A 19,428-nucleotide genomic window follows, 5' to 3' on the forward strand; every position below is an offset into this window, starting at 1 on the left:
ATCCTCTCTCAGTTCCTCAAGTTGCTGTCGCGCCGGAAGGTCGTGTGTCCACGGGGATATGCCAGGGACGGAACGGGCGACCTTCGTTAGCGAATACCCGGGAAAACAATTCGTAATACTCGAGGCGCAGTGCCTGCACCGCGGCGACGAGTGCTTCGAGCGCGAAGGTGACTGCATTTCCGACGAAGAACAGCACTGTCGCAGCTGCGATGCCGATACCTCCGGCACTCCACAGGTTCCGCGTCCCATCCCAGACGACTGCACCGAGCGCTGCATGGGTAAGTCCGAAGGCCGCGAGTCGCGCAAACGAGACCAGGTTCGTCCCGACTCGAACAACAGCGTCGAACACCTCCACCACGGCCTGGGTGACTCCGGCCCCGCCGCCCCCGGCTGCTGCCAGGAAACCGATAAACGCCATCGCGACGCCGCTGCAGGCAACTGTGATTCCGACAGCAATCAGCCAGGCTGCGTCCGTCGTGAGACCCGCAACGACCAGCCCGAGACCGGCAAACAGCGCGGCGCCGGCGATACCTGACGCAGAACTGAGTGCAAGCAGCCATCCCCCCTCGCGCCAGCGGTTCACCGTACCGACGACGTACGCGCCGGCCAACAAGATCGCTCCGACTCCCACTCCAGCGCCGAGCAGTGTGAGCGGCTCGTCCAGGGGCGCAATCCAGAGCACTGGAACGACTCCGGTGGGACCGAAGAATTCGCCGTACAGAAGGCCGAAGAGCATTGCTGCCAACCCGCCACCCACGACGAATGGCCACACCGAGTACAGACTCGACGCGCGCGCGGGCTTGCCGGCCCGCAACAACAAGCCGCCGACCACCAGCAGAGCGCCCTGGCCCGCATCTCCGAACATCATCCCGAACATCACGACGTAGGCGAAACCTGCCAAGAGGGTTGGGTCAAGATCCCGGTACGGAACCGTGGCATAGGTGGTCACGAGTGTTGAGAAAGATTGCCGCACAGCACTCCCCGAGCGCAGCATGGTCGGAGGGTCGAGACCTCTCGGCGACCTCAGCGGAGCGACGCCGCAGCCGATCACGCTCAGACGCTCTCTGAGCGACGGCACATCAGCGGCGCACATCCAACCGACGAGGCCGGCGACCTCTCCTCGGATTATCGCGGCCTTGCGACACGTCTGAAGCTGCGACTCTCCGGCCAACAGATCTGCGCGACCATCACGTTGGAGACTGTCCAGGTCCGGGTCCACCGCAGCAAGCATCGGCGTCGCCGACGTGTCGGCGGCGGGTCGCCCTACAGTCTCGGATTGATCAGCCGTGACGTCGATCTCGACGGTCCCGGCATTGGCAACACACACGAGTAGCTCACGCAGCGACGCGGTTGGGGCGACGAGCGCTACTCGCTGCATGCGCCTCGGCTCCCCACCGATGTCACGCCACCCCATCGAATGCCTCTGTCACCGTTTCGTATTCGCGAACCACACCGGCACCACCTCCGCGCGCTGCAGATTCGAGTGCTGCGCGCACGCGCCACGCATCAGCAGCCAAGACCGCCAGCACACCCACAACCGGCGGACGGGAGAATTCGGATCGACGCATGAGTTCGAAACCGTCACTTTCGATCCGCTGCCACCACCTACTCTCCGCACGCCACAAGTCCGTAGGTTCATCAACATCACGCAGCACCCATTGCGTGTCTCTCGGCAGACGGGAAGACAGTCCCGACACGGTCGTGGATCGAGCTGTCGCCGATACGAATTCCGACCCGAGAATTCGAGATGCGCGATAAGCGAGGGGCTTGGGAAAATCGCGAGTTCCCAGTACGGATTCCCGAACCACTAGCAGCGCCGACGCCGCCCGCGCCCATCCGGCGGCCTCGGGAATGAGCGCAGCAACTCGATCTGCCCACGCCAACCTAATACCGACTTCAATCCCCCACGCCGTCTCACCGCCGATGTCCTTCCAGCGAGACGTACTGAGCGCCAATCGAATGCCCTTCGGCGAGGAGGCTCCGGCCAGCCGAGACCACGCCGTATCGAGCGCACCCAAACTGTATGTCGGGCCTTCCATCTCGCCGCCGATGCCATACAGACGTTCATCGATATTGGCAATTTCGAATCCCCGGGCAAGGAGACGAAGAGCATGCACACCCGCGCTGGGCAACCAGCCGGCGAGCACTCGCAGGTGCCACAGAAGTGTTGCCCCGACACGGTGTTGTGCTTCCCCGAGCGTGTCGCCGACTCGAACATCATGTCCGTACGGCGTCGAGGCCAGAACGGACAGTGCCGCAGGAAGATCGGGACACAGCGCAAGATCGTGTGCGCCGGCCGCGCCGAGACGCCTCCGGGCGAGCGCGCGGGCCCGAACCGTACCCGCCACCCACGACGCACTCACGAATGCGCCCCCTTCAACACATTTCGAGCTAGGTCAAGGGCTCTATCGACGTATGCCGGAAGTCGATCCGCAGCTCGACTCCGCACCGCAGCCGCGTCCAGCTCCGCCGCAGCCAATGCTGCCTGGGACACCTGCTGTGCCCGTTCTCCGGCACTTGCCATCGCAGCGGCACGTACATCCTCGAGTTCGTTCCCGGCTGATTCGACGAGGACATGCGCCTTTTCCTTTGCTTCACAACGGATTTGATCTGCATCGAAACTAGCCTGTTCACGAATTCGGCGAGCATGCGCCACAACACCGGAAAGCTCACCGAAAACGGGTTCAAGCTCCGCCGCGAGTTCCAAAGGCCGATCGGCCGGTACACCCACAGCGGCCGCTGCGCCGGGGGCACCCGCAGGCCGGAAGCGCTCGAGAAAGTTGTCGAACCTCAACGCCGAGCACCTCCCGGAATTGTCTGCGATCTATCCATACTCGCAATGTCTGAGTCAATTGGGAAGGACGATCGGGCAGGACGGCGGTTCCCTAAAGCGTTGGTGAAGGTGCACGATGGGAAGTGGCACCCAAAACCCTCGAGGTGGGCGCGAGGGTTTTCGTGAATCCTCACAGCCTCCGACAAGGAGCAAAAATGCCTGTTCTAGCGTTCGTTGTACTGACGGTGATGATCTTCGTCGTGCTGGTCTTGGTGCAACGAGCGGTGGAGCGATTGTGAGCATCTCCAACGTCGTCGGCCTGATACTCGCGGTGTCGCTTGCCTGCTTCCTGATCGTCGCGCTTCTCTTCCCAGAGAGGTTCTAGTGTCGACCGCGACCTCCGGGATCCTGTTCGCGGCATCCCTTGTGCTCGCGTTGGCGCTGGTACACGTACCGCTGGGCGATTACATGTACCGGGTGTACAGCGGGACAAAGCATTCCCGCGTGGAACGAGGAATCTACCGTGCGATCGGTGCCGACCCTGACCGTGAGCAAGCCTGGCCGGTCTATACCCGCAGCGTGCTGGCGTTTTCGGCAGTGAGCATTCTCTTCCTGTTCGGACTTCAGTTGGTACAACAGCATCTGCCACTGCATCTGCCTGATCCGGCCACCGAGATGACGCCGTCACTGGCGTGGAACACCGCTGTCAGCTTCGTGACGAACACGAACTGGCAGGCATATTCGGGCGAATCCACGATGGGGCACGTGGTCCAGATGGCCGGTCTCGGAGTTCAGAACTTCATGTCGGCAGCGGTGGGCATTGCTGTGGCGATGGCACTTGTTCGCGGATTTGCCCGCAAACGCACCGGCGAACTCGGAAATTTCTGGGTAGATCTGATCCGCGGCACCCTGCGCATCCTGCTCCCGATCGCCGTGATTGCCTCCATAGTGCTGATCGCCGGCGGCGTCATCCAGAACTTCCACCTCGGCACCGAGGTCGTCAATCCCCTCAGTGGCACCGCACAGACCATCACCGGCGGACCGGTGGCCAGCCAAGAAGCAATAAAGTTGTTGGGCACCAACGGCGGTGGATTCTACAACGCAAATTCTGCCCACCCCTTCGAGAATCCGACCGCCTGGACGAACTGGGTCGAGGTCGTCCTGATGCTGGCGATAAGCTTCTCGCTGCCACGAACCTTCGGCCGGATGGTGGGCAGCAAAAAGCAGGGGTACGCGATTGCCGCGGTGATGGCCACCTTGTCCATCGTGAGCGTCACCATCATGAACCTTGTCCAACTACAGCACCATGGATCGGTACCCACGGCGGTCGGAGCGTCGATGGAGGGCGTGGAACAGCGGTTCGGCGTCGCCGATTCGGCGGCTTTCGCAACGTCGACGACATTGACCTCCACCGGCGCCACCAGTTCGGCCCACGATTCGTACACCAGCCTGGGCGGATTGATGGCGATGTTCAACATGCAACTCGGCGAGGTCGCACCGGGCGGCGCAGGCTCTGGCCTGTACGGGATGCTCATCCTCGCCGTCATCACCGTCTTCATAGCCGGGCTCATGGTCGGCCGCACCCCGGAGTACCTCGACAAGAAGATCACAGCACGCGAAATCAAACTTGCTGCGTCCTATTTTCTGGTCACCCCTCTCATCGTCCTGGTCGGAACTGCCACTGCCAGCGCGTTTCCGGCCCAACGTGCGGCCATGCTCAACACAGGGCCGCACGGCCTGTCCGAAGTCCTCTACGCGTTCACATCGGCAGCCAACAACAACGGCTCCGCCTTCGCCGGACTGTCCGCAAATACCTTGTGGTACAACACCGCTCTCGGAATCGCAATGGTGTTCGGCCGGTTCCTGCCGATCATCCTCGTGCTGGCACTGGCCGGTTCACTTGCCAGGCAAGGCACCATTCCGAAATCGATAGGCACCCTGCCGACACACCGACCACAGTTCATCGGCATGGTCGTCGTCGTCACCCTGATCCTGGTCGCGCTCACCTTCCTCCCCGCGCTTGCACTCGGACCCCTGGCGGAAGGGATCCACTGATGTCCACAACGACGATTCCGGAGTACTCCGGTCCATCGAAACCACCGAACCCGGCCAGTCGGGTGCGCAGTGGTGTCGTGGATCCGAAAATGATGGTTAAAGCACTGCCCGACGCGGTACGCAAGCTCGACCCGCGCACTCTCTGGCGCAATCCCGTGATGTTCATCGTCGAGATCGGAGCAATCTGGAGCACAGTTCTGGCCGTCACGGATTCAACGTGGTTTGCCTGGTCGATTGTCTTCTGGCTCTGGCTGACGGTGATTTTCGCCAACCTCGCCGAGGCTGTTGCCGAAGGCCGAGGGAAGGCTCAAGCAGACACTCTCCGCCGTGCCAAAACCGACATGATCGCGCGCCGCCTGAAGAATTGGCGTCCCGGAGCTGCCGTCACCGAAGAGCAAGTGCCCGCGCCGCAACTCCAGCAAGGTGACGTCGTGCTCGTGACAGCGGGGCAGACCATTCCCGGCGACGGAGATGTCGTGGAAGGCATTGCATCCGTGGATGAGTCGGCGATCACCGGTGAATCCGCCCCGGTGATTCGCGAATCGGGAGGCGACCGATCCGCAGTTACGGGCGGCACTCAAGTGCTCTCGGATCGTGTCGTCGTCAAGATCACTCAGAAGCCTGGTGAGAGCTTCATCGACCGGATGATCGGGCTCGTCGAAGGTGCGAACCGGCAGAAGACACCGAACGAGATCGCCCTCAATATCCTGCTGGCAGCATTGACAATTATCTTTATTTTCGCAGTGGCTACCTTGCAGCCTCTGGCCATCTATTCCAAAGCCAACAATCCCGGCGTTCCCGACACGTCAGCCTTGGACACAAACGGTGTCACCGGCATCGTCATGGTGTCACTGCTGGTCTGTTTGATCCCGACCACGATCGGGGCCCTGCTTTCAGCTATCGGCATCGCCGGAATGGACCGCCTGGTGCAACGAAATGTCTTGGCGATGTCGGGACGTGCGGTCGAGGCGGCCGGCGATGTCAACACTCTGTTATTGGACAAGACCGGCACCATCACGCTGGGCAACAGGCAGGCCTCACAGTTCTTTCCGGTGTCGGGAGTGACCGAAAACGAACTTGCCGATGCGGCGCAGCTTTCGAGCCTCTCGGACGAAACCCCGGAGGGGCGATCGATCGTGGTGTACGCCAAGTCTGCGTACGGGCTGCGCGAACGCAGTCCAGGCGAACTCGCACAGGCGAATTGGGTCGCATTCACCGCACAGACACGGATGTCTGGTGTCGATCTCGCCGACGGGCGCCAACTGCGGAAGGGGGCTGCTGCTGCGGTTGCGGGTTGGGTCCGTCGCCTCGGCGGCGAGGTTCCTGCGCACCTCGGCGAGCTCACCGATGGTATTTCCGCGGCCGGTGGAACACCGCTGGTCGTCGGCGAGGTCAAGGACGGTCGGGCTGCGGTACTGGGCGCCATCTACCTCAAGGACATCGTCAAGCGGGGCATGCGGGAGAGGTTCGACGAGATGCGCCGGATGGGTATCCGCACTGTGATGATCACCGGCGACAACCCGCTGACAGCGAAAGCAATTGCCGAGGAAGCCGGCGTCGACGACTTCTTGGCCGAGGCAACACCCGAGGACAAACTGGCGCTCATCCGACGTGAACAGGGTGACGGCAAGCTTGTCGCGATGACGGGTGACGGCACCAACGATGCGCCTGCATTGGCGCAAGCCGACGTAGGTGTGGCCATGAACACCGGAACCTCAGCGGCAAAAGAAGCCGGCAACATGGTGGATCTGGACTCCGATCCGACCAAGCTCATCGAGATCGTGAAGATCGGTAAGCAGCTGCTCATCACGCGCGGCGCTCTGACGACGTTCTCGATCGCCAACGACATCGCCAAGTACTTCGCCATCATTCCGGCCCTGTTCGTGACCATGTTCCCCGGACTCGACCGACTCAACATCATGCGGTTGCACAGTCCTCAATCGGCGATCCTGTCGGCCGTCATCTTCAACGCCATCATCATCGTCGCTCTGATCCCGTTGTCACTGCGAGGTGTGAAATACCGACCGAGCAGCGCCGCACAACTACTGAGCCGCAACCTGTACATCTACGGCCTCGGTGGAGTCATCGCCCCGTTCGTGGGGATCAAGCTCCTCGACCTGATCGTCCGATTCCTCCCTGGGATGTCATGACATGCGTACCTCACCGTGGATTCGACAGCATCTCGCCGCGGTACGGGCCCTGCTCGTATTGACCGTGATCACCGGCATCGTCTACCCGCTCGCGATCTGGGCGGTTGCCTCACTTCCTGGCCTACACGACAAGGCCGAGGGCTCGATTGTCGAGATCAACGGGCAAGCTGTCGGCAGCGCGCTGGTCGGTCAACTGTTCACCGATTCCGACGGCAATCCCCTCCCACAGTTCTTCCAGAGTCGTCCGTCCGAAGCCGGCGACGGATACGACCCGACCTCGACCGGCGCGAGCAACCTCGGCCCCGAGAGCGTGGTGGATACCCCGGGCGATCCGGCACTGATCAGAACTGGAGTCACCCCCGCCGAGTCGGGGTACAAGGCGAGTCTGCTCACCTCCGTGTGTTCCCGCAGTCGGGCCGTCGGAGCACTCGAAGGCGTTGACGGCACTCGGCCTTTCTGCACACCGGGCGGGGTCGGGGCAGTGCTCTCGGTGATCGGCTCCCGGGACTCCCTCGGAAACGTCGTCCATCCCACCCGGGTGATCAGTGTCAACGAGCAGTGCTCCACCGACTCCTACACTCCGAGAACGCCGTTCATCACGGAGTACGAAGGCGTGCCGGTGGAGTGCGCCACGTTCGGCGAAAACTATTCGATCGGCCAGATCGTGCCGATCCGCGGAGACGGCCCGGCTGATCCAGTTGTCCCGGCCGACGCTGTCACGGCCAGTGGCAGCGGATTGGACCCACATATCTCGCCAGAATATGCGGAAATTCAAGCCTCCCGGGTGGCGAGTGCGCGCGGAGTCACCGTCGACCAGATCAGAGCGCTGATCCACGACAACCAGGACGGACGGACACTGGGTTTCCTCGGAGAACCAGGCATCAATGTTCTTCTCCTGAATATCGAACTGGACCAACGGTATCCGCCGGCCACCCGCTAAAGGAACACAACACACGCAGGAGACGAATGAGAGGCACCTTACGCATTTATTTCGGAGCCGCACCTGGCGTAGGAAAAACCTACGCAATGCTGTGCGAGGGTCAACGTCGGCGCGACCGCGGGACAGACGTCGTAGTGGGGTACGTCGACTGCCATCAGCGTCCACGCACCATCGACATGCTGGACGACCTCGAAGTCATTCCGAGCAAAACTATGAAATATCGGGACGCGACGTTCACCGAGATGGACACCGATGCCATCCTCGAGCGTGAACCTCGAGTAGCCATCGTCGACGAACTCGCCCACACGAACGTCCCAGGGTCGCGACACGAAAAGCGTTGGCAGGACCTCGAAGAACTCCTCGATGCGGGGATCGACGTCATCACCACGGTCAACATTCAACACCTCGAATCGCTCAACGACGTCGTCGCCGAAATCACGCGGGTGCCGCAGCGTGAAACCGTCCCCGACGAAGTTGTCCGGCGGGCCGAACAGGTTGAACTGGTCGACATGGCACCCGAAGCTCTCCGACGGCGGATGGCTGACGGCAATATCTATCCACCGGAGAAAATCGTTGCGGCACTTGGCAATTACTTCCGCGTCGGAAATCTCACCGCGCTGAGAGAACTGGCCGTGCTCTGGTTGGCCGACAAGGTCGACGACCAACTCGACAGGTACCGGGCCGAACACCACATCACCGGCCCATGGGAAGCCAGGGAACGAGTCGTCGTCGGATTGACCGGCGGCCCGGAAGGAGAAACGCTCATTCGTCGTGCCGCGCGGATTGTCGACCGATCGCAAGGCGCCGATTTGTTCGCAGTCCACATCACCCGCGACGACGGACTGACCGCCGCCAGTCCCGCCCACCTCCTACAGCAACGAACGCTTGTGGAAAATCTCGGTGGCACCTTCCATCAAGTGGTCGGTGACGATGTTCCCAGCGCACTTCTTGCTTTCACCGGCGGTGTCAATGCAACGCAACTGGTATTGGGCGCGTCAAGTCGGGGGCGGATCGGTCGGGCCGCCCTCGGCAGTGTCGGGATGAAGGTAGTCGCTCGGTCCGGTGGCATCGACGTCCACATCGTTACCCACGAAGCCACCAAACAGGATCACTACTCGCGACTGCCGACTCTGGCCGGATACCGACAGATGATCGGCTTTGCGGTCGCGCTGGTCGGCACGCCGCTCCTGTCGATCGCGCTCGCAAATACACGTCGACAGCTGACTTTGCCCAGTGAGATCCTGATCTTTCTCATCGGAGTCGTGGGCGTCGCATTGGTGGGAGGTTTGTGGCCTGCGTTGGTCGCTGCCGTGTTGGGGTCTGCGCTGCTGAACTACTACTTCACGCCCCCGCTGCATCGGTTCACGATTGCCGAACCTCAGAACATCCTCGCCCTGTTCGTCTTCATCGTCATCGCGATTGCGGTCAGTGCAGTCGTGGACCTCGCCGCCCGTCGCACCCGTGAAGCCGCACTGGCTGCTGCCCAGGCGACTATTCTGTCCAACCTGTCCGGCAGTGTGTTGCGCGGAGACCAGTCGCCAGGCGCCATCCTCGAGCGACTTCGCGAGACTTACGGCCTCGACACAGTCACCTTGCTCGAACGTCCACCCGGCATTCCCTTGGCACCCGGACGTCAACAGGATCCGCAGAGATGGCGGGTCGCCGCCAACGTCGGCGGACAGCCATGCGACAGCCCGGACGACGGCGACATGGCCGTGGCCGTCAACGAGGATCTGTCACTTGCGCTGCGCGGCCGAACGCTCGCTGCCGCAGATCAGCAAGTTCTCGAAGCGTTCGCCGCCCAATCCGCGATGGCATTGCGCCAGATACAACTGGAAGAGGAAGCGGAACAGGGCCGAACACTTGCCGAGGCGGACCAAGTCCGTTCGGCGATTCTCCGAGCTGTCGGCCGAGACCTACGCATCCGCCTTGCAGCACTCGAGGAAGCAATCACGCAGGTCCAGGGCACTACCCGAGGACACAGTGGGGTGGCGGCGGAAAACTCGTTCCCGAACTCCGTATCTCTGTCGCTGCAACGACTCGATCAGCTTGCCGAGACACTGCTGGAGATCAGCCGACCACACGCCGGCTGGATACTGAGTACCACTGTCCAGCCGGTCGAGTTGGATGATGTTGTTCCTCGCGCCTTCGACGCTATCGGTACGGGCGCCGACGGCGTGCGCGTCGACCTTCCCGACGATCTGCCCGCCGTGCTTGCCGACTCCCGCCTGCTCGAACGTGTTCTCGTCGATCTGCTCACACACGCTCTGAGACGTAGCCCTCCCGATCAGGATGTTCGTGTCACAGCGCGGCGAAGCTCAGGTGACGCCGTCGAATTGCTGGTCACCGACCGGGGTCCCAGTACCCCCCGCGACTACCAGAAGGATCTCGGAATCTCCTTGTCGGAGAGTATCGCCGAAGCAATGGGTGGCGTACTGACCTCCGAGCACACTGCCGACGGGTTGACGATGATCCTCGCTCTACCTGCGGCTGGGCAGTGACCTTTGTCATCGAATAACGTCCTTCGCCTCTACCTGACAACCGTTGACCCGAGAAAGCTGAAACCACAGCACTTCCGAAGACTGCGTCAAGAAGGAATATGCATGTGTCCACTGGTATCCAGCGAAAGCGAAGCCGTGGCGACCGCACAACGAATCTTGGTCGCCAAGCGCAAATTCGACGAGCGACAGGCCTTCGACGAGCGACAGGCCATCGACGAGCCAATGGACATTGCCCGGCGTCGTCATGTGTCGGTTGTGTCGGCGGCTCGACAACTGATCAAGGCGGCACAGGGAACGACGGTGACACCCCCGACCACACCCCCGACCGAGTTGACAAGTAAACCTCCACAGTCGAATTGACTGTCGGCAACAATTAACGAGGAGGAATCGGATCGTGAACGAGAAGCACTGGTCAGTGGACATCACCATCGACGAGCATACTTCCGAGGAAGGCAACCGCACGCGGGCAATCGCGCGACTTCGGTCGAGGGACGATACTCACATTGTCGGGGCAGGTTTCGCCCGCTGTAATCCCTCGGATCGAGATGTACCCGAGATCGGCGATGAACTTGCCGTCGCGCGTGCGCTTTCCGAGCTGGCCCATCAACTGATCGAAGCCACTGCTGCGGACCTCGAAAGTGTCACGCACGAAACTATTCACCTGAACGCCTAGTCACTTCTCGAGACGCAGGTGACCTGAATTCGAGATGGCGGTGTCGAACAAGGAGATAGCGATGCCGGAAAAATTGACTCCCTTGGATGCCGCTTTCCTCGAGATCGAGGACTCCGATCGTCACGCGAGCCTCGCAATCGGTGCGGTAATGGTTGCCGAAGGGCCCGCACCTACCGATCACGATTTGATCGAGAGGTTGAACTCGCGGATACGATCCCTCCCCCATGCCGCGGATCTCATTCACACTGTTCCGTTCGATCTGGCTGCACCGACGTGGGTGGCAGATGCGAATTTCGACCCAGCCCGCCATTTCACGAGGGTCGGGGTGCCGACACCAGGCCGAATGCAGGACGTGACGGAAACCGTCGCATGGATCATGTCCGAACGACTCGATCGCGATCGTCCACTCTGGCAGTGCTGGTTGATCGAGGGCCTCGAGGACAATCGGTGGGCAATCCTCATCAAGGCCCACCACTCGCTCATGGATGGCATCACGGGCGCCCGGTTGTTCGACGTCATGTTCGACGCACCTCCATCCTCCAGTTCGCCAACGGAGAAAGCTGCACCGGCAGAACCGGAGTCCTTGTACGGCAGGATCGTCGGCGCCTACTGCTCGGTTCTCGAGACACCTCAGCGGTTGGCGCGCCGATCTGTGCGGATCGTGGAAGGGACAGCTCAGTTGGCCGGCGACCTGCTGATCCCGAGTGCAAACACGTCATTGAACGGGTCCATCGGACGCCAACGGCGTTACGGTGCCGCGCAAGTGCGAATGCATGACGTGAGGACCATCTGCTCAACCTTCGACGTCACCGTGAACGACGTTGCGCTGGCCTGTGTCACCAGCTCGCTGCGCTCACTTCTCCTGCACCGCAACGAAGATCCCAGCCGAAATGCCGTGCGGACACTCGTGCCGGTCTCGGTTCGATCGTCGAACAACGGCACGTCGCCACACAACGAAGTCTCCCTCATGCTTCCCTTTCTCCCCGTCGACACGGAGGATCCGCTGGACCGCCTGCAGTTGATTCATCGCAGACTTTCACGGCACAAGAGAGGAGGGGAATCGGGCAGTGGACAGTCCATCACGGCTGCTGCTCAGTACGCACCGTTCATGTCCTCGGCCTGGTTCGTTCGCCTCGCGATGCGCGTTCCGCAGCGCAGCATCGTCACCGTTGTCACAGACATTCCCGGGCCGACCGACAAACGCCGACTGATGGGACGAGACATCGTCAGCATCTATCCGTACGTCCCGATTGCAGTGCGCTTGAGGCTCGGTTTCGCAATCCTCAGTTACCACGATCAACTCACGTTCGGAATCACCGCAGACTACGACTCTGTTTCCGAAATCGATCTTCTTTCACAGTCGCTGGAACAGGAAGTCGACGTCCTACTTCGGTCGACGCGGACACCATCTCCCCTCGCCGAACCTCACTGATCGAATCCTCGGTAATCCAATCTCATGGCCACCTGCCGTCCAACTAGTGACATTCGGCCATGTAGACGACCAGCTTGTGGGCGCAAAGTTGGACGGTAGACGGGACGTGCCTCGCGACCTGACTTTCGTCAGGACGCGAGGCACGCCGGTAGTCCGTTCCGCACAGAATCGAGAATCACCATGAACGTAACCATCATCATCATCGTCGTGGTCGTGGTCGTCGTATTGCTAATTTTCGCAATGGCAATACGAGTCGTCACCCAGTACGAGCGCGGAGTTCACTTCCGGCTCGGAAAGATCATCGCGGTGCGCGATCCTGGTCTGACGCTCATCATTCCCGCGATCGACCGGATGACCAAAGTCTCCATGCGTATCGTCACGATGCCAATCCAGTCGCAGGGAATCATCACCCGCGACAACGTCAGCGTCGACATCGCGGCAGTCGCCTACTACCGCGTCATCGACGCCGAAAAATCGGTGGTGACGATCGAGAATGTCAGTTCCGCCATCAATCAGATCGCGCAGACCACTCTCCGCAATGTAGTAGGTCAACATTCTCTCGACGAAGTCCTGTCGGAAACAGCGGTGATCAACACCAGCATTCGTCAGATACTCGACACCACCACGCTGGACTGGGGTGTGGAGGTAACGCTGGTCGAACTCAAGGACATTCAGCTGCCTGAGAGCATGAAGCGAGCGATGGCGCGCGAAGCCGAGGCCGAGCGGGAGAAGAGAGCAAAGATCATTGCGGCCGAAGGTGAAGCCCGTGCCGCCGCCGGCCTCGGCGAAGCATCGGACACCATGATGGCCCACCCGTTGGCACTCCAACTGCGCAACCTGCAGACCCTTGCCGAACTCGGTGTCGAGAAGAACACCACCGTCGTATTCCCCGCACCTCTGATGAGCGCAATCGGCGAACTGGGTTCGTTCCTGCAACGGGAGGGTATTTCCGCCGAAAAGCTCGCCAGCCACAGCTCGAATGAAAACACGGTCAAAGGAACAACATTCGACGAGAGCGTCCTCAGCGTCAGCCGCTCGTGAAGTTTCCCCGGCAACCACGTCCCCTGCAACCACGCCGCTCCGGAAGGCGGACCACCATGCGCAACGATCCGGTTCGCACGATCTCCCGGCCCAGTCGTTGGTGGCGGCAGGCACCGTGGTCCTCCAATCGATTGATGCGCACCTCGGACCGACTCCTGTCCGCCTTGATCATTGCCGCCATCGCTGTCGTGGCTCTTGCGATACCAGTCTCGGCAACGATCGGAACGTCCGTCTATTCATCTGACCGAGCTCGAATCGAACAAGAGCACAGCACGTACCAGGAGTGGAACGGCACGGTCGTGAGTACCCCGCCGGAGCCACCGGCGATTCCCGATATCACGGCGACAAAAGACGTCGGCGCTGCACAGAACGCCGTGACGTGGACGATGAACGGAGCGCCGCGCACCGAACCGTTGATTGCCCACTACGGTGTGAAAATCGGTGACACGATCACAGTCTGGACGAATGACAAAGGTGGTCAGGTTCGGCCACCCACCGAAACGTCGACAGCAGCTGTCGACGGCGTCGCGGCTGCCGTCGTGCTGTGCGGCGCGATCGCCGTGACGATGTACCTCATGGTAGCGGTGGCCCGCAATCTGATCGGTCGGCACAATGCTCGAATGTGGGACGCGGAGTGGAAGAACAAATTTCAGCAACACTCGTGAAAGCTGAACGAGGCCGGAACGGGTTACTCTCGCGAATCCACGCCTTCGGTCTCCGACTGGTCGGCCAACACGAAATAGCTTTGCTCTTCTTGGCGGAAATGCAACGTCAGTACGGCATACAAGCCGTACAGGCAGGCAAGGAGATCTTGTACCTGCTCTGCTTCCACCCCACCATTGCGGTCGGCGGTTCTCACGTGGTGTTCCAATCTCCGACAGAGGCGCTCGATTTCGGCGTGCGCACCGGCCATTGTAGCAATCGAATCTGCGCCGCCCAGCGAATGTTCCAGCGCCGGATAAAGATTCGCCCCCTCGGTACGCTCGTGGGGAAGAATCACTTCTTGGAGGAATCTATCGGTTTCGTGAAGTCGACGCAGGGCCGACACACGATTTCCACTCGCCACTGCCTCGGCGGTGAGGCGGATGATTTCCAGTTCGTCCCGCATCTTTCGATGGTCGGCGGAAAACCCTCGGAGCATCGTCAACAGCGTCGGATCGAGTGCCGGAACCGTGGATTTTCCGCCGTTCACTGCACGCAACGCGTTAAGTATCACGGCAACATCGATTAGCTCCTGCAACAGCGCACCCACTGCGGGAATCAAGAATCCGAAGGCAGCAAATATCATCGCGACGAGCGAAAGTGCGGTTCCGAGTATCGCGCTCTGCAACGCGATCCGACGGGACCGACGTGCAATGTCCATCGCGTCGGCTACCCTCGACAGCCGATCGGTTGTCAGAACCACGTCGGCTGCCTCCGAAGACGCGCTCGCGCCCCGCGCCCCCATCGCAACTCCGACCGACGCTGCCGCCAAGGCCGGCGCGTCGTTGATCCCGTCGCCGACCATCATCGTCACTGCCTGCGCCGATTCTTCACGGACTCGCGCAACCTTGTCGTCCGGTTCTTGTTCCGCCTGAACGGAATCCAGCCCCAACGCGCATCCGACCTCGACTGCCGGCTCCGGTCGGTCACCCGTCAGCATGACGATCTTGCGTATGCCGGCGGAACGCAGTCGTCGTATCGTCCACGGCGCGTCCATCCGCATCGGGTCGACCAGAAGAATTGCGCCACTGAGAATCCCGTCGATACCTACCCAAGCGATCACGGCGCCGTCGAGACGCGCACGATTCTCCACCGAGGCAACCCACTCGGGACGAGCGACGCTCCTGTCGATCCTGCCGACGGTGACGGTGTGCCCGTCCACCGTGGCAACAACTCCGTAGCCAGGACGCTCGGTCACCATTTCGGGTGTGCTCAGAGACAATCCACGCGCTCGGGCACTCCGAACGATCGCTTCGGCCAAGATGTGTGACGAGACCTGATCGGCCGACGCTGCCAAACGAAGAATCGTCGCACTGTCATCCCCGCCGCCGCACACGACATCCGATTGTGTCGGCCGTCCTGTGGTCAAGGTGCCGGTCTTGTCGATCACCAGAGTCTGTGCACTTCCGAGCTTCTCGAGCGCCCCACCCGACCTGACGATCACCCCGATGCGCGACGCGCGCGAAAGGCCGGAAACTATCGCCACGGGAGCGGCCAACAACAACGGACACGGCGTCGCGACAACCAATACGGCGACTGCCCGTGTGAGGGAATCGCTCAGCGCCCACGCCGAACCGGCAACGATCAACGTCGCCGGAAGAAACCAAGCCGCCACTCGATCGGCCAGGCGCACGACAGGGGCGGTCTCGGCTGCGGCTTCCTGCGTCAACCGAACGATTCCCGCGTAGGTGCTCGACTCCGCATCTCGACTCGCCTCGATGCGGCAGGCCCCACCCGCATTCACCGCACCGCTTCGAACGGCATCACCGACAGGCCTTTCCACGACGGTGGACTCACCGGTCAGAGCAGATTCGTCCAACACCGCCGACTCTCCGACGACCCACCCGTCGATGGGCACCACGGTGCCGGGTCCGACGAATATCAGGTCTCCGGGGCCGATCTCGTCGAGCGTCACCGTCTCGAGTTGTCCGTCGCGGTCCCGTTGCGCGGTGCCGGGGACGTGTTCGCGGAGAAAACGCAGATCACGTGTCGCTCGGCGGTTGGCTGCCGCGTCAAGAGTGCGCCCGGTCGCCAGCATGACTGCGATCAACGCTCCAGCGAGATACTCCCCGATCCGGAGTGTTCCGAGCAATGACAGGATAGCGATGACGTCTACGCCGACCCGCCCCCGCCGCAACCCGTCGACGACCCACCACGTCGCGGGCATCAATGCCACGATGGTCGCCGCAGCCCACAGGGTCGCCGCTGTCGAATCCCGGTCGAGCAGCCAGGCGAGAGCACCAGCTGTCAACGCAGTCACCGTGACAGCCAGAAGAATCGACTCGGCGTTGGATACGAAGCGCCGGAGCAGGTCTCGAATCAGCGGCATGCTTCCAGCGTGACGACGCCGATCGAACAACCGATAGTGCCATTATGCCCGCTTCGATCATCGGAATACCCCATGACAGCGGGCCCGACTTCCGACCACACTTGAGAACGAGGCACACAAGCTACCGCAAGCCCGTCTCAGCAGACTGTCTCGACAAGTCGAGGAGCGAATTCAGGTGGACACCCAGGACTCCTACGTCGATGTACGCGAGACGACTACCGGCGTCGTCATCCTTGTGCGTGACCGCGCCTACAAGATCAAGAAGGCGATATCGACCGCCTACCTGGATTTCGGAAGCCCGGCGCAACGCGAGGCTGCGCTGCTCCGCGAACTCGAATTGAATCGGAGGATGTGCCCGGACGTGTATCTGGGCGTGACGCACCTGAACGATCCGCTCGACGAGTCCATCGAGCCGATTCTGGTGATGGCCCGCATGCCTGACGATCGACGACTGTCGTCGATGATCACGTCAGGTCAGGATGTGACAGACGAATTGCACGACATCGCTTCTGCAGTGTCCGAGTTCCACCGCCGTGCGGCCCGCGGCACTTGGATCGACGAACGTGCAACAGCCGACAGTGTCGGCGCGCGGTGGAAGACCAACCTTGCCGAACTACGAAAGTTATGTGTGGGGACCGTGCCCGGTGACACCGTCGACGAACTCGAAAACCTGGCCGAGTCGTTCATACTCGGCCGAACAGCACTGTTCGACAAGAGAATTGCCGCGGGGCACATCGTCGACGGACACGGCGATCTGCTGTCCGACGACATCTTCGTTCTCCCCGACGGTCCCAGAATCCTCGACTGCCTCGACTTCGACGACCGACTCAGATTCGTCGATACTGTAGACGACGCGAGTTTCCTCGCCATGGATCTGGAATTTCTCGGGCACGAGGACTTGGCAGGCGCATTTCTCACGTCGATGGCGACGATGTCGCAAGACCGGCCACCGCGAGCGCTGATCGACCACTACATCGCCTACCGAGCGACTGTCCGCGCAAAAGTCGACGCATTACGTATGCGTCAAGGCGACAGAGGCAGTGTCGCCCGACTCGAACGTCATCTCGCTCTTGCCTATTCCCACCTTCGACGTGCCGAGGTGCGGTTGTGCCTCGTCGGCGGACTCCCGGGTTCGGGTAAGTCGACTCTGTCGGCAGCACTCGCCGAATATACCGGCGCAGTTGTTGTTTCGAGCGACCGTGTGCGCCGCGAGTTGGTCGACAACGGCACACTCACCGGCAGCGTCCGGGAGTACCGGGAAGGCCTGTACTCTCCCGTTGCCATGGATACGGTCTACTCCGAGATGCTCACCCGCGCTCACGAGCAATTGACCCGGGGACAATCTGTGATTCTGGACGCGACGTGGTCTGATTCCAAGCATCGACAGCAAGCAGAGGCACTGGCGGCGTCCACTTCCTCTAAGTTGATCGAAATCTACTGCAGTGCAGCGCTACCTGTTGCAGTGCAACGAATAGCGATGCGCACGGAATCGCTCTCCGACGCCACCGCAGCAACTGCAACGGCCATCGAGCGAGACCACGATCCGTGGCCGGAAGCCGTCTCGATCGATACCAATGCGACTGTCCACGTAAGCGTCGATGCCGCTCTGGACGTGTGGAACTCGGCTACGAAAGGGCCGTAAGGGTTCAGTGCACGATCGTCAGAACATCCTCGATCGCGCGGCGTCCCGAGGCAATCGGTTCGTTGGCACCTGAGTCCGCGTCCCCCGTGTCCGTCTCCGTACCGTGCGGTTTCAGTCCGATCCGGATCATGACCTGTGGATTCTGAAATGTCTCACCGGACCTCGATGCGACGTCGCGCACGATCTCGCGACTCGCCTCCACCTCTGTCAAATGTGTCAGTGGACAACTCGCCAGGTGCGATGCCGTTGCGTGCAGCAACACCGAGGACAGCGCCTGTCCCGCATTCAACCAGTCGATCGGCGCGTCCGAAGGCGTGCTGAGCAGAACCAGCGCAGCGTGGTCCCGAGCATCACGTTCGATTTTCAGATGCCCGGAAGGGAACGCTCGGGCAGAGGCAGACTCGTGCGACGACAGCACATCCGGCAGTGCATCCCGCGGAATTCCCTCGTCGGATCCGGCTGAACGAATCCACTCCTCGAGCTCATTCCAATAATCGGGATCATTGCGATGCTCTTGCGTAGCGATAGCCGACGCGTGCTCCAGCATGGATCCGTACTGCCGCGCCAGGATGGTCATCGACGCGCCGAATTCCTTCGCGCCGTGTGCGAGTGCCCCCATTGATCCGACCGGAGGCGCATCGAACTGACGCCGGTCGGTCCGTCGGCGCTCCAAGGACGAGAACAGAGCAGCACTGGAGCCTTCCGGATGCGCCCGCCCCCGGAACGTGATCGAGGCCAACAAATCCGGTTCGGAATGGTCCGGAAGTATCGTGACGATCGGTTCGAGGAGATTGTGTTCCAGGGCAATTCTCAAGTGATGGAGCGCGCCGCCGCAACTGATGATCAATTGCCGACCGTCTGGATCCTCGACCGGAATCGAGCGTCGACGATCGACGTACAAGCTGAGTTGACCGCGTTGCAGTCGCCACGACCACGGCTGAACGTTATGAACGGACGGTGCCGCGCATGCGTACTCGACTGCACTGGTGATTGTCTCGGGACATGCGCTTGCATAGTGCGCCATTACAGACCGCTCTCGTCGGAAATCCTCCGCAGGCAAGCCTGCCGCGATATCTCAGGCCGATCTGCCGCAGGTGCCTCTCTCGATTCTGCAATGGCAGCCCGGGTTCTCGCTACGGTCCTTGGTCATCACGGAGCCACCAGCCGACACCATCGGCTCAAGCCGAGTC

General features: G+C 61.4%; 16 protein-coding genes. 11 read left to right on the plus strand and 5 right to left on the minus strand.

The window, feature by feature from the left end; all coding sequences use genetic code 11:
- Nucleotides 1-16: 16 nt before the first annotated feature.
- Genes QM600_RS04230 through QM600_RS04240 form a run of 3 tightly spaced genes read right to left on the minus strand, consistent with a single transcriptional unit; the run spans nucleotide 17 to nucleotide 2,794 of the window.
- Nucleotides 17-1,378 carry a V-type ATPase 116kDa subunit family protein gene (locus QM600_RS04230; RefSeq protein ID WP_283260228.1) on the minus strand — a complete coding sequence of 454 codons (1,362 nt, stop codon included), beginning with the start codon at nucleotides 1,376-1,378 and terminating at the stop codon, nucleotides 17-19.
- Nucleotides 1,379-1,400: 22 nt separating this feature from the next.
- A complete protein-coding gene (locus QM600_RS04235; protein ID WP_283260229.1) occupies nucleotides 1,401-2,363 on the minus strand; it encodes a hypothetical protein in 963 nt (320 codons plus the stop codon).
- Complete coding sequence (locus QM600_RS04240; protein WP_283260230.1) at nucleotides 2,360-2,794, minus strand: hypothetical protein; 435 nt, start codon at nucleotides 2,792-2,794, stop codon at nucleotides 2,360-2,362. The genes QM600_RS04235 and QM600_RS04240 overlap by 4 nt, the downstream gene beginning before the upstream one ends.
- Before the next feature lie 274 nt (nucleotides 2,795-3,068).
- On the opposite strand from QM600_RS04240, the gene kdpF reads away from it, so the two are divergent.
- The 10 genes from kdpF (at nucleotide 3,069) to QM600_RS04290 (ending at nucleotide 14,230) form a co-directional block, all read left to right on the plus strand.
- On the plus strand, nucleotides 3,069-3,158 hold the full coding sequence (gene kdpF, locus QM600_RS04245; protein WP_283260231.1) for a K(+)-transporting ATPase subunit F: 90 nt from the start codon (nucleotides 3,069-3,071) through the stop codon (nucleotides 3,156-3,158).
- Nucleotides 3,158-4,828, plus strand: a complete 1,671-nt coding sequence (gene kdpA, locus QM600_RS04250; protein ID WP_283260232.1) for a potassium-transporting ATPase subunit KdpA — start codon at nucleotides 3,158-3,160, stop codon at nucleotides 4,826-4,828. Before kdpF ends, kdpA begins: the two co-directional genes overlap by 1 nt.
- Nucleotides 4,828-6,978, plus strand: a complete 2,151-nt coding sequence (gene kdpB / locus QM600_RS04255; RefSeq protein WP_283260233.1) for a potassium-transporting ATPase subunit KdpB — start codon at nucleotides 4,828-4,830, stop codon at nucleotides 6,976-6,978. The genes kdpA and kdpB overlap by 1 nt, the downstream gene beginning before the upstream one ends.
- 1 nt (nucleotide 6,979) lies before the next feature.
- Entirely contained in the window at nucleotides 6,980-7,918 is a 939-nt protein-coding gene (locus tag QM600_RS04260) for a potassium-transporting ATPase subunit C (RefSeq protein ID WP_283260234.1), read from the plus strand.
- A 26-nt stretch (nucleotides 7,919-7,944) separates the two neighbouring features.
- Nucleotides 7,945-10,419, plus strand: coding sequence for a sensor histidine kinase (locus tag QM600_RS04265; RefSeq protein ID WP_283260235.1), 2,475 nt, complete (start codon nucleotides 7,945-7,947; stop codon nucleotides 10,417-10,419).
- A gap of 102 nt (nucleotides 10,420-10,521) precedes the next feature.
- Nucleotides 10,522-10,779 carry a hypothetical protein gene (locus QM600_RS04270; protein ID WP_283260236.1) on the plus strand — a complete coding sequence of 86 codons (258 nt, stop codon included), beginning with the start codon at nucleotides 10,522-10,524 and terminating at the stop codon, nucleotides 10,777-10,779.
- A gap of 34 nt (nucleotides 10,780-10,813) precedes the next feature.
- On the plus strand, nucleotides 10,814-11,092 hold the full coding sequence (locus QM600_RS04275; RefSeq protein WP_283260237.1) for a DUF1876 domain-containing protein: 279 nt from the start codon (nucleotides 10,814-10,816) through the stop codon (nucleotides 11,090-11,092).
- A gap of 61 nt (nucleotides 11,093-11,153) precedes the next feature.
- A complete protein-coding gene (locus QM600_RS04280; protein ID WP_283260238.1) occupies nucleotides 11,154-12,524 on the plus strand; it encodes a wax ester/triacylglycerol synthase family O-acyltransferase in 1,371 nt (456 codons plus the stop codon).
- A gap of 180 nt (nucleotides 12,525-12,704) precedes the next feature.
- Nucleotides 12,705-13,565 (plus strand): slipin family protein, encoded by an 861-nt coding sequence (locus QM600_RS04285; protein WP_283260239.1) that lies wholly within the window; start codon nucleotides 12,705-12,707, stop codon nucleotides 13,563-13,565.
- Nucleotides 13,566-13,621: 56 nt separating this feature from the next.
- Nucleotides 13,622-14,230 carry an Rv1733c family protein gene (locus QM600_RS04290; protein WP_502942878.1) on the plus strand — a complete coding sequence of 203 codons (609 nt, stop codon included), beginning with the start codon at nucleotides 13,622-13,624 and terminating at the stop codon, nucleotides 14,228-14,230.
- Nucleotides 14,231-14,253: 23 nt separating this feature from the next.
- Here QM600_RS04290 and QM600_RS04295 read toward each other — a convergent pair whose 3' ends face one another.
- Complete coding sequence (locus QM600_RS04295; protein ID WP_283260241.1) at nucleotides 14,254-16,596, minus strand: heavy metal translocating P-type ATPase; 2,343 nt, start codon at nucleotides 16,594-16,596, stop codon at nucleotides 14,254-14,256.
- A gap of 175 nt (nucleotides 16,597-16,771) precedes the next feature.
- Between QM600_RS04295 and QM600_RS04300 the strand changes: the two genes are divergently transcribed.
- Entirely contained in the window at nucleotides 16,772-18,238 is a 1,467-nt protein-coding gene (locus QM600_RS04300) for a bifunctional aminoglycoside phosphotransferase/ATP-binding protein (RefSeq protein WP_283260242.1), read from the plus strand.
- A gap of 4 nt (nucleotides 18,239-18,242) precedes the next feature.
- Here the strand turns inward: QM600_RS04300 and QM600_RS04305 are convergent, their stop codons facing one another.
- Nucleotides 18,243-19,262: an Acg family FMN-binding oxidoreductase gene (locus QM600_RS04305; protein WP_283260243.1), complete on the minus strand. Its 1,020-nt coding sequence runs from the start codon at nucleotides 19,260-19,262 to the stop codon at nucleotides 18,243-18,245.
- Nucleotides 19,263-19,428: the final 166 nt, after the last annotated feature.

It is taken from the genome of Rhodococcus sp. IEGM 1379, from assembly GCF_030056815.1.
Classification (GTDB): Bacteria; Actinomycetota; Actinomycetes; order Mycobacteriales; family Mycobacteriaceae; genus Rhodococcus_F.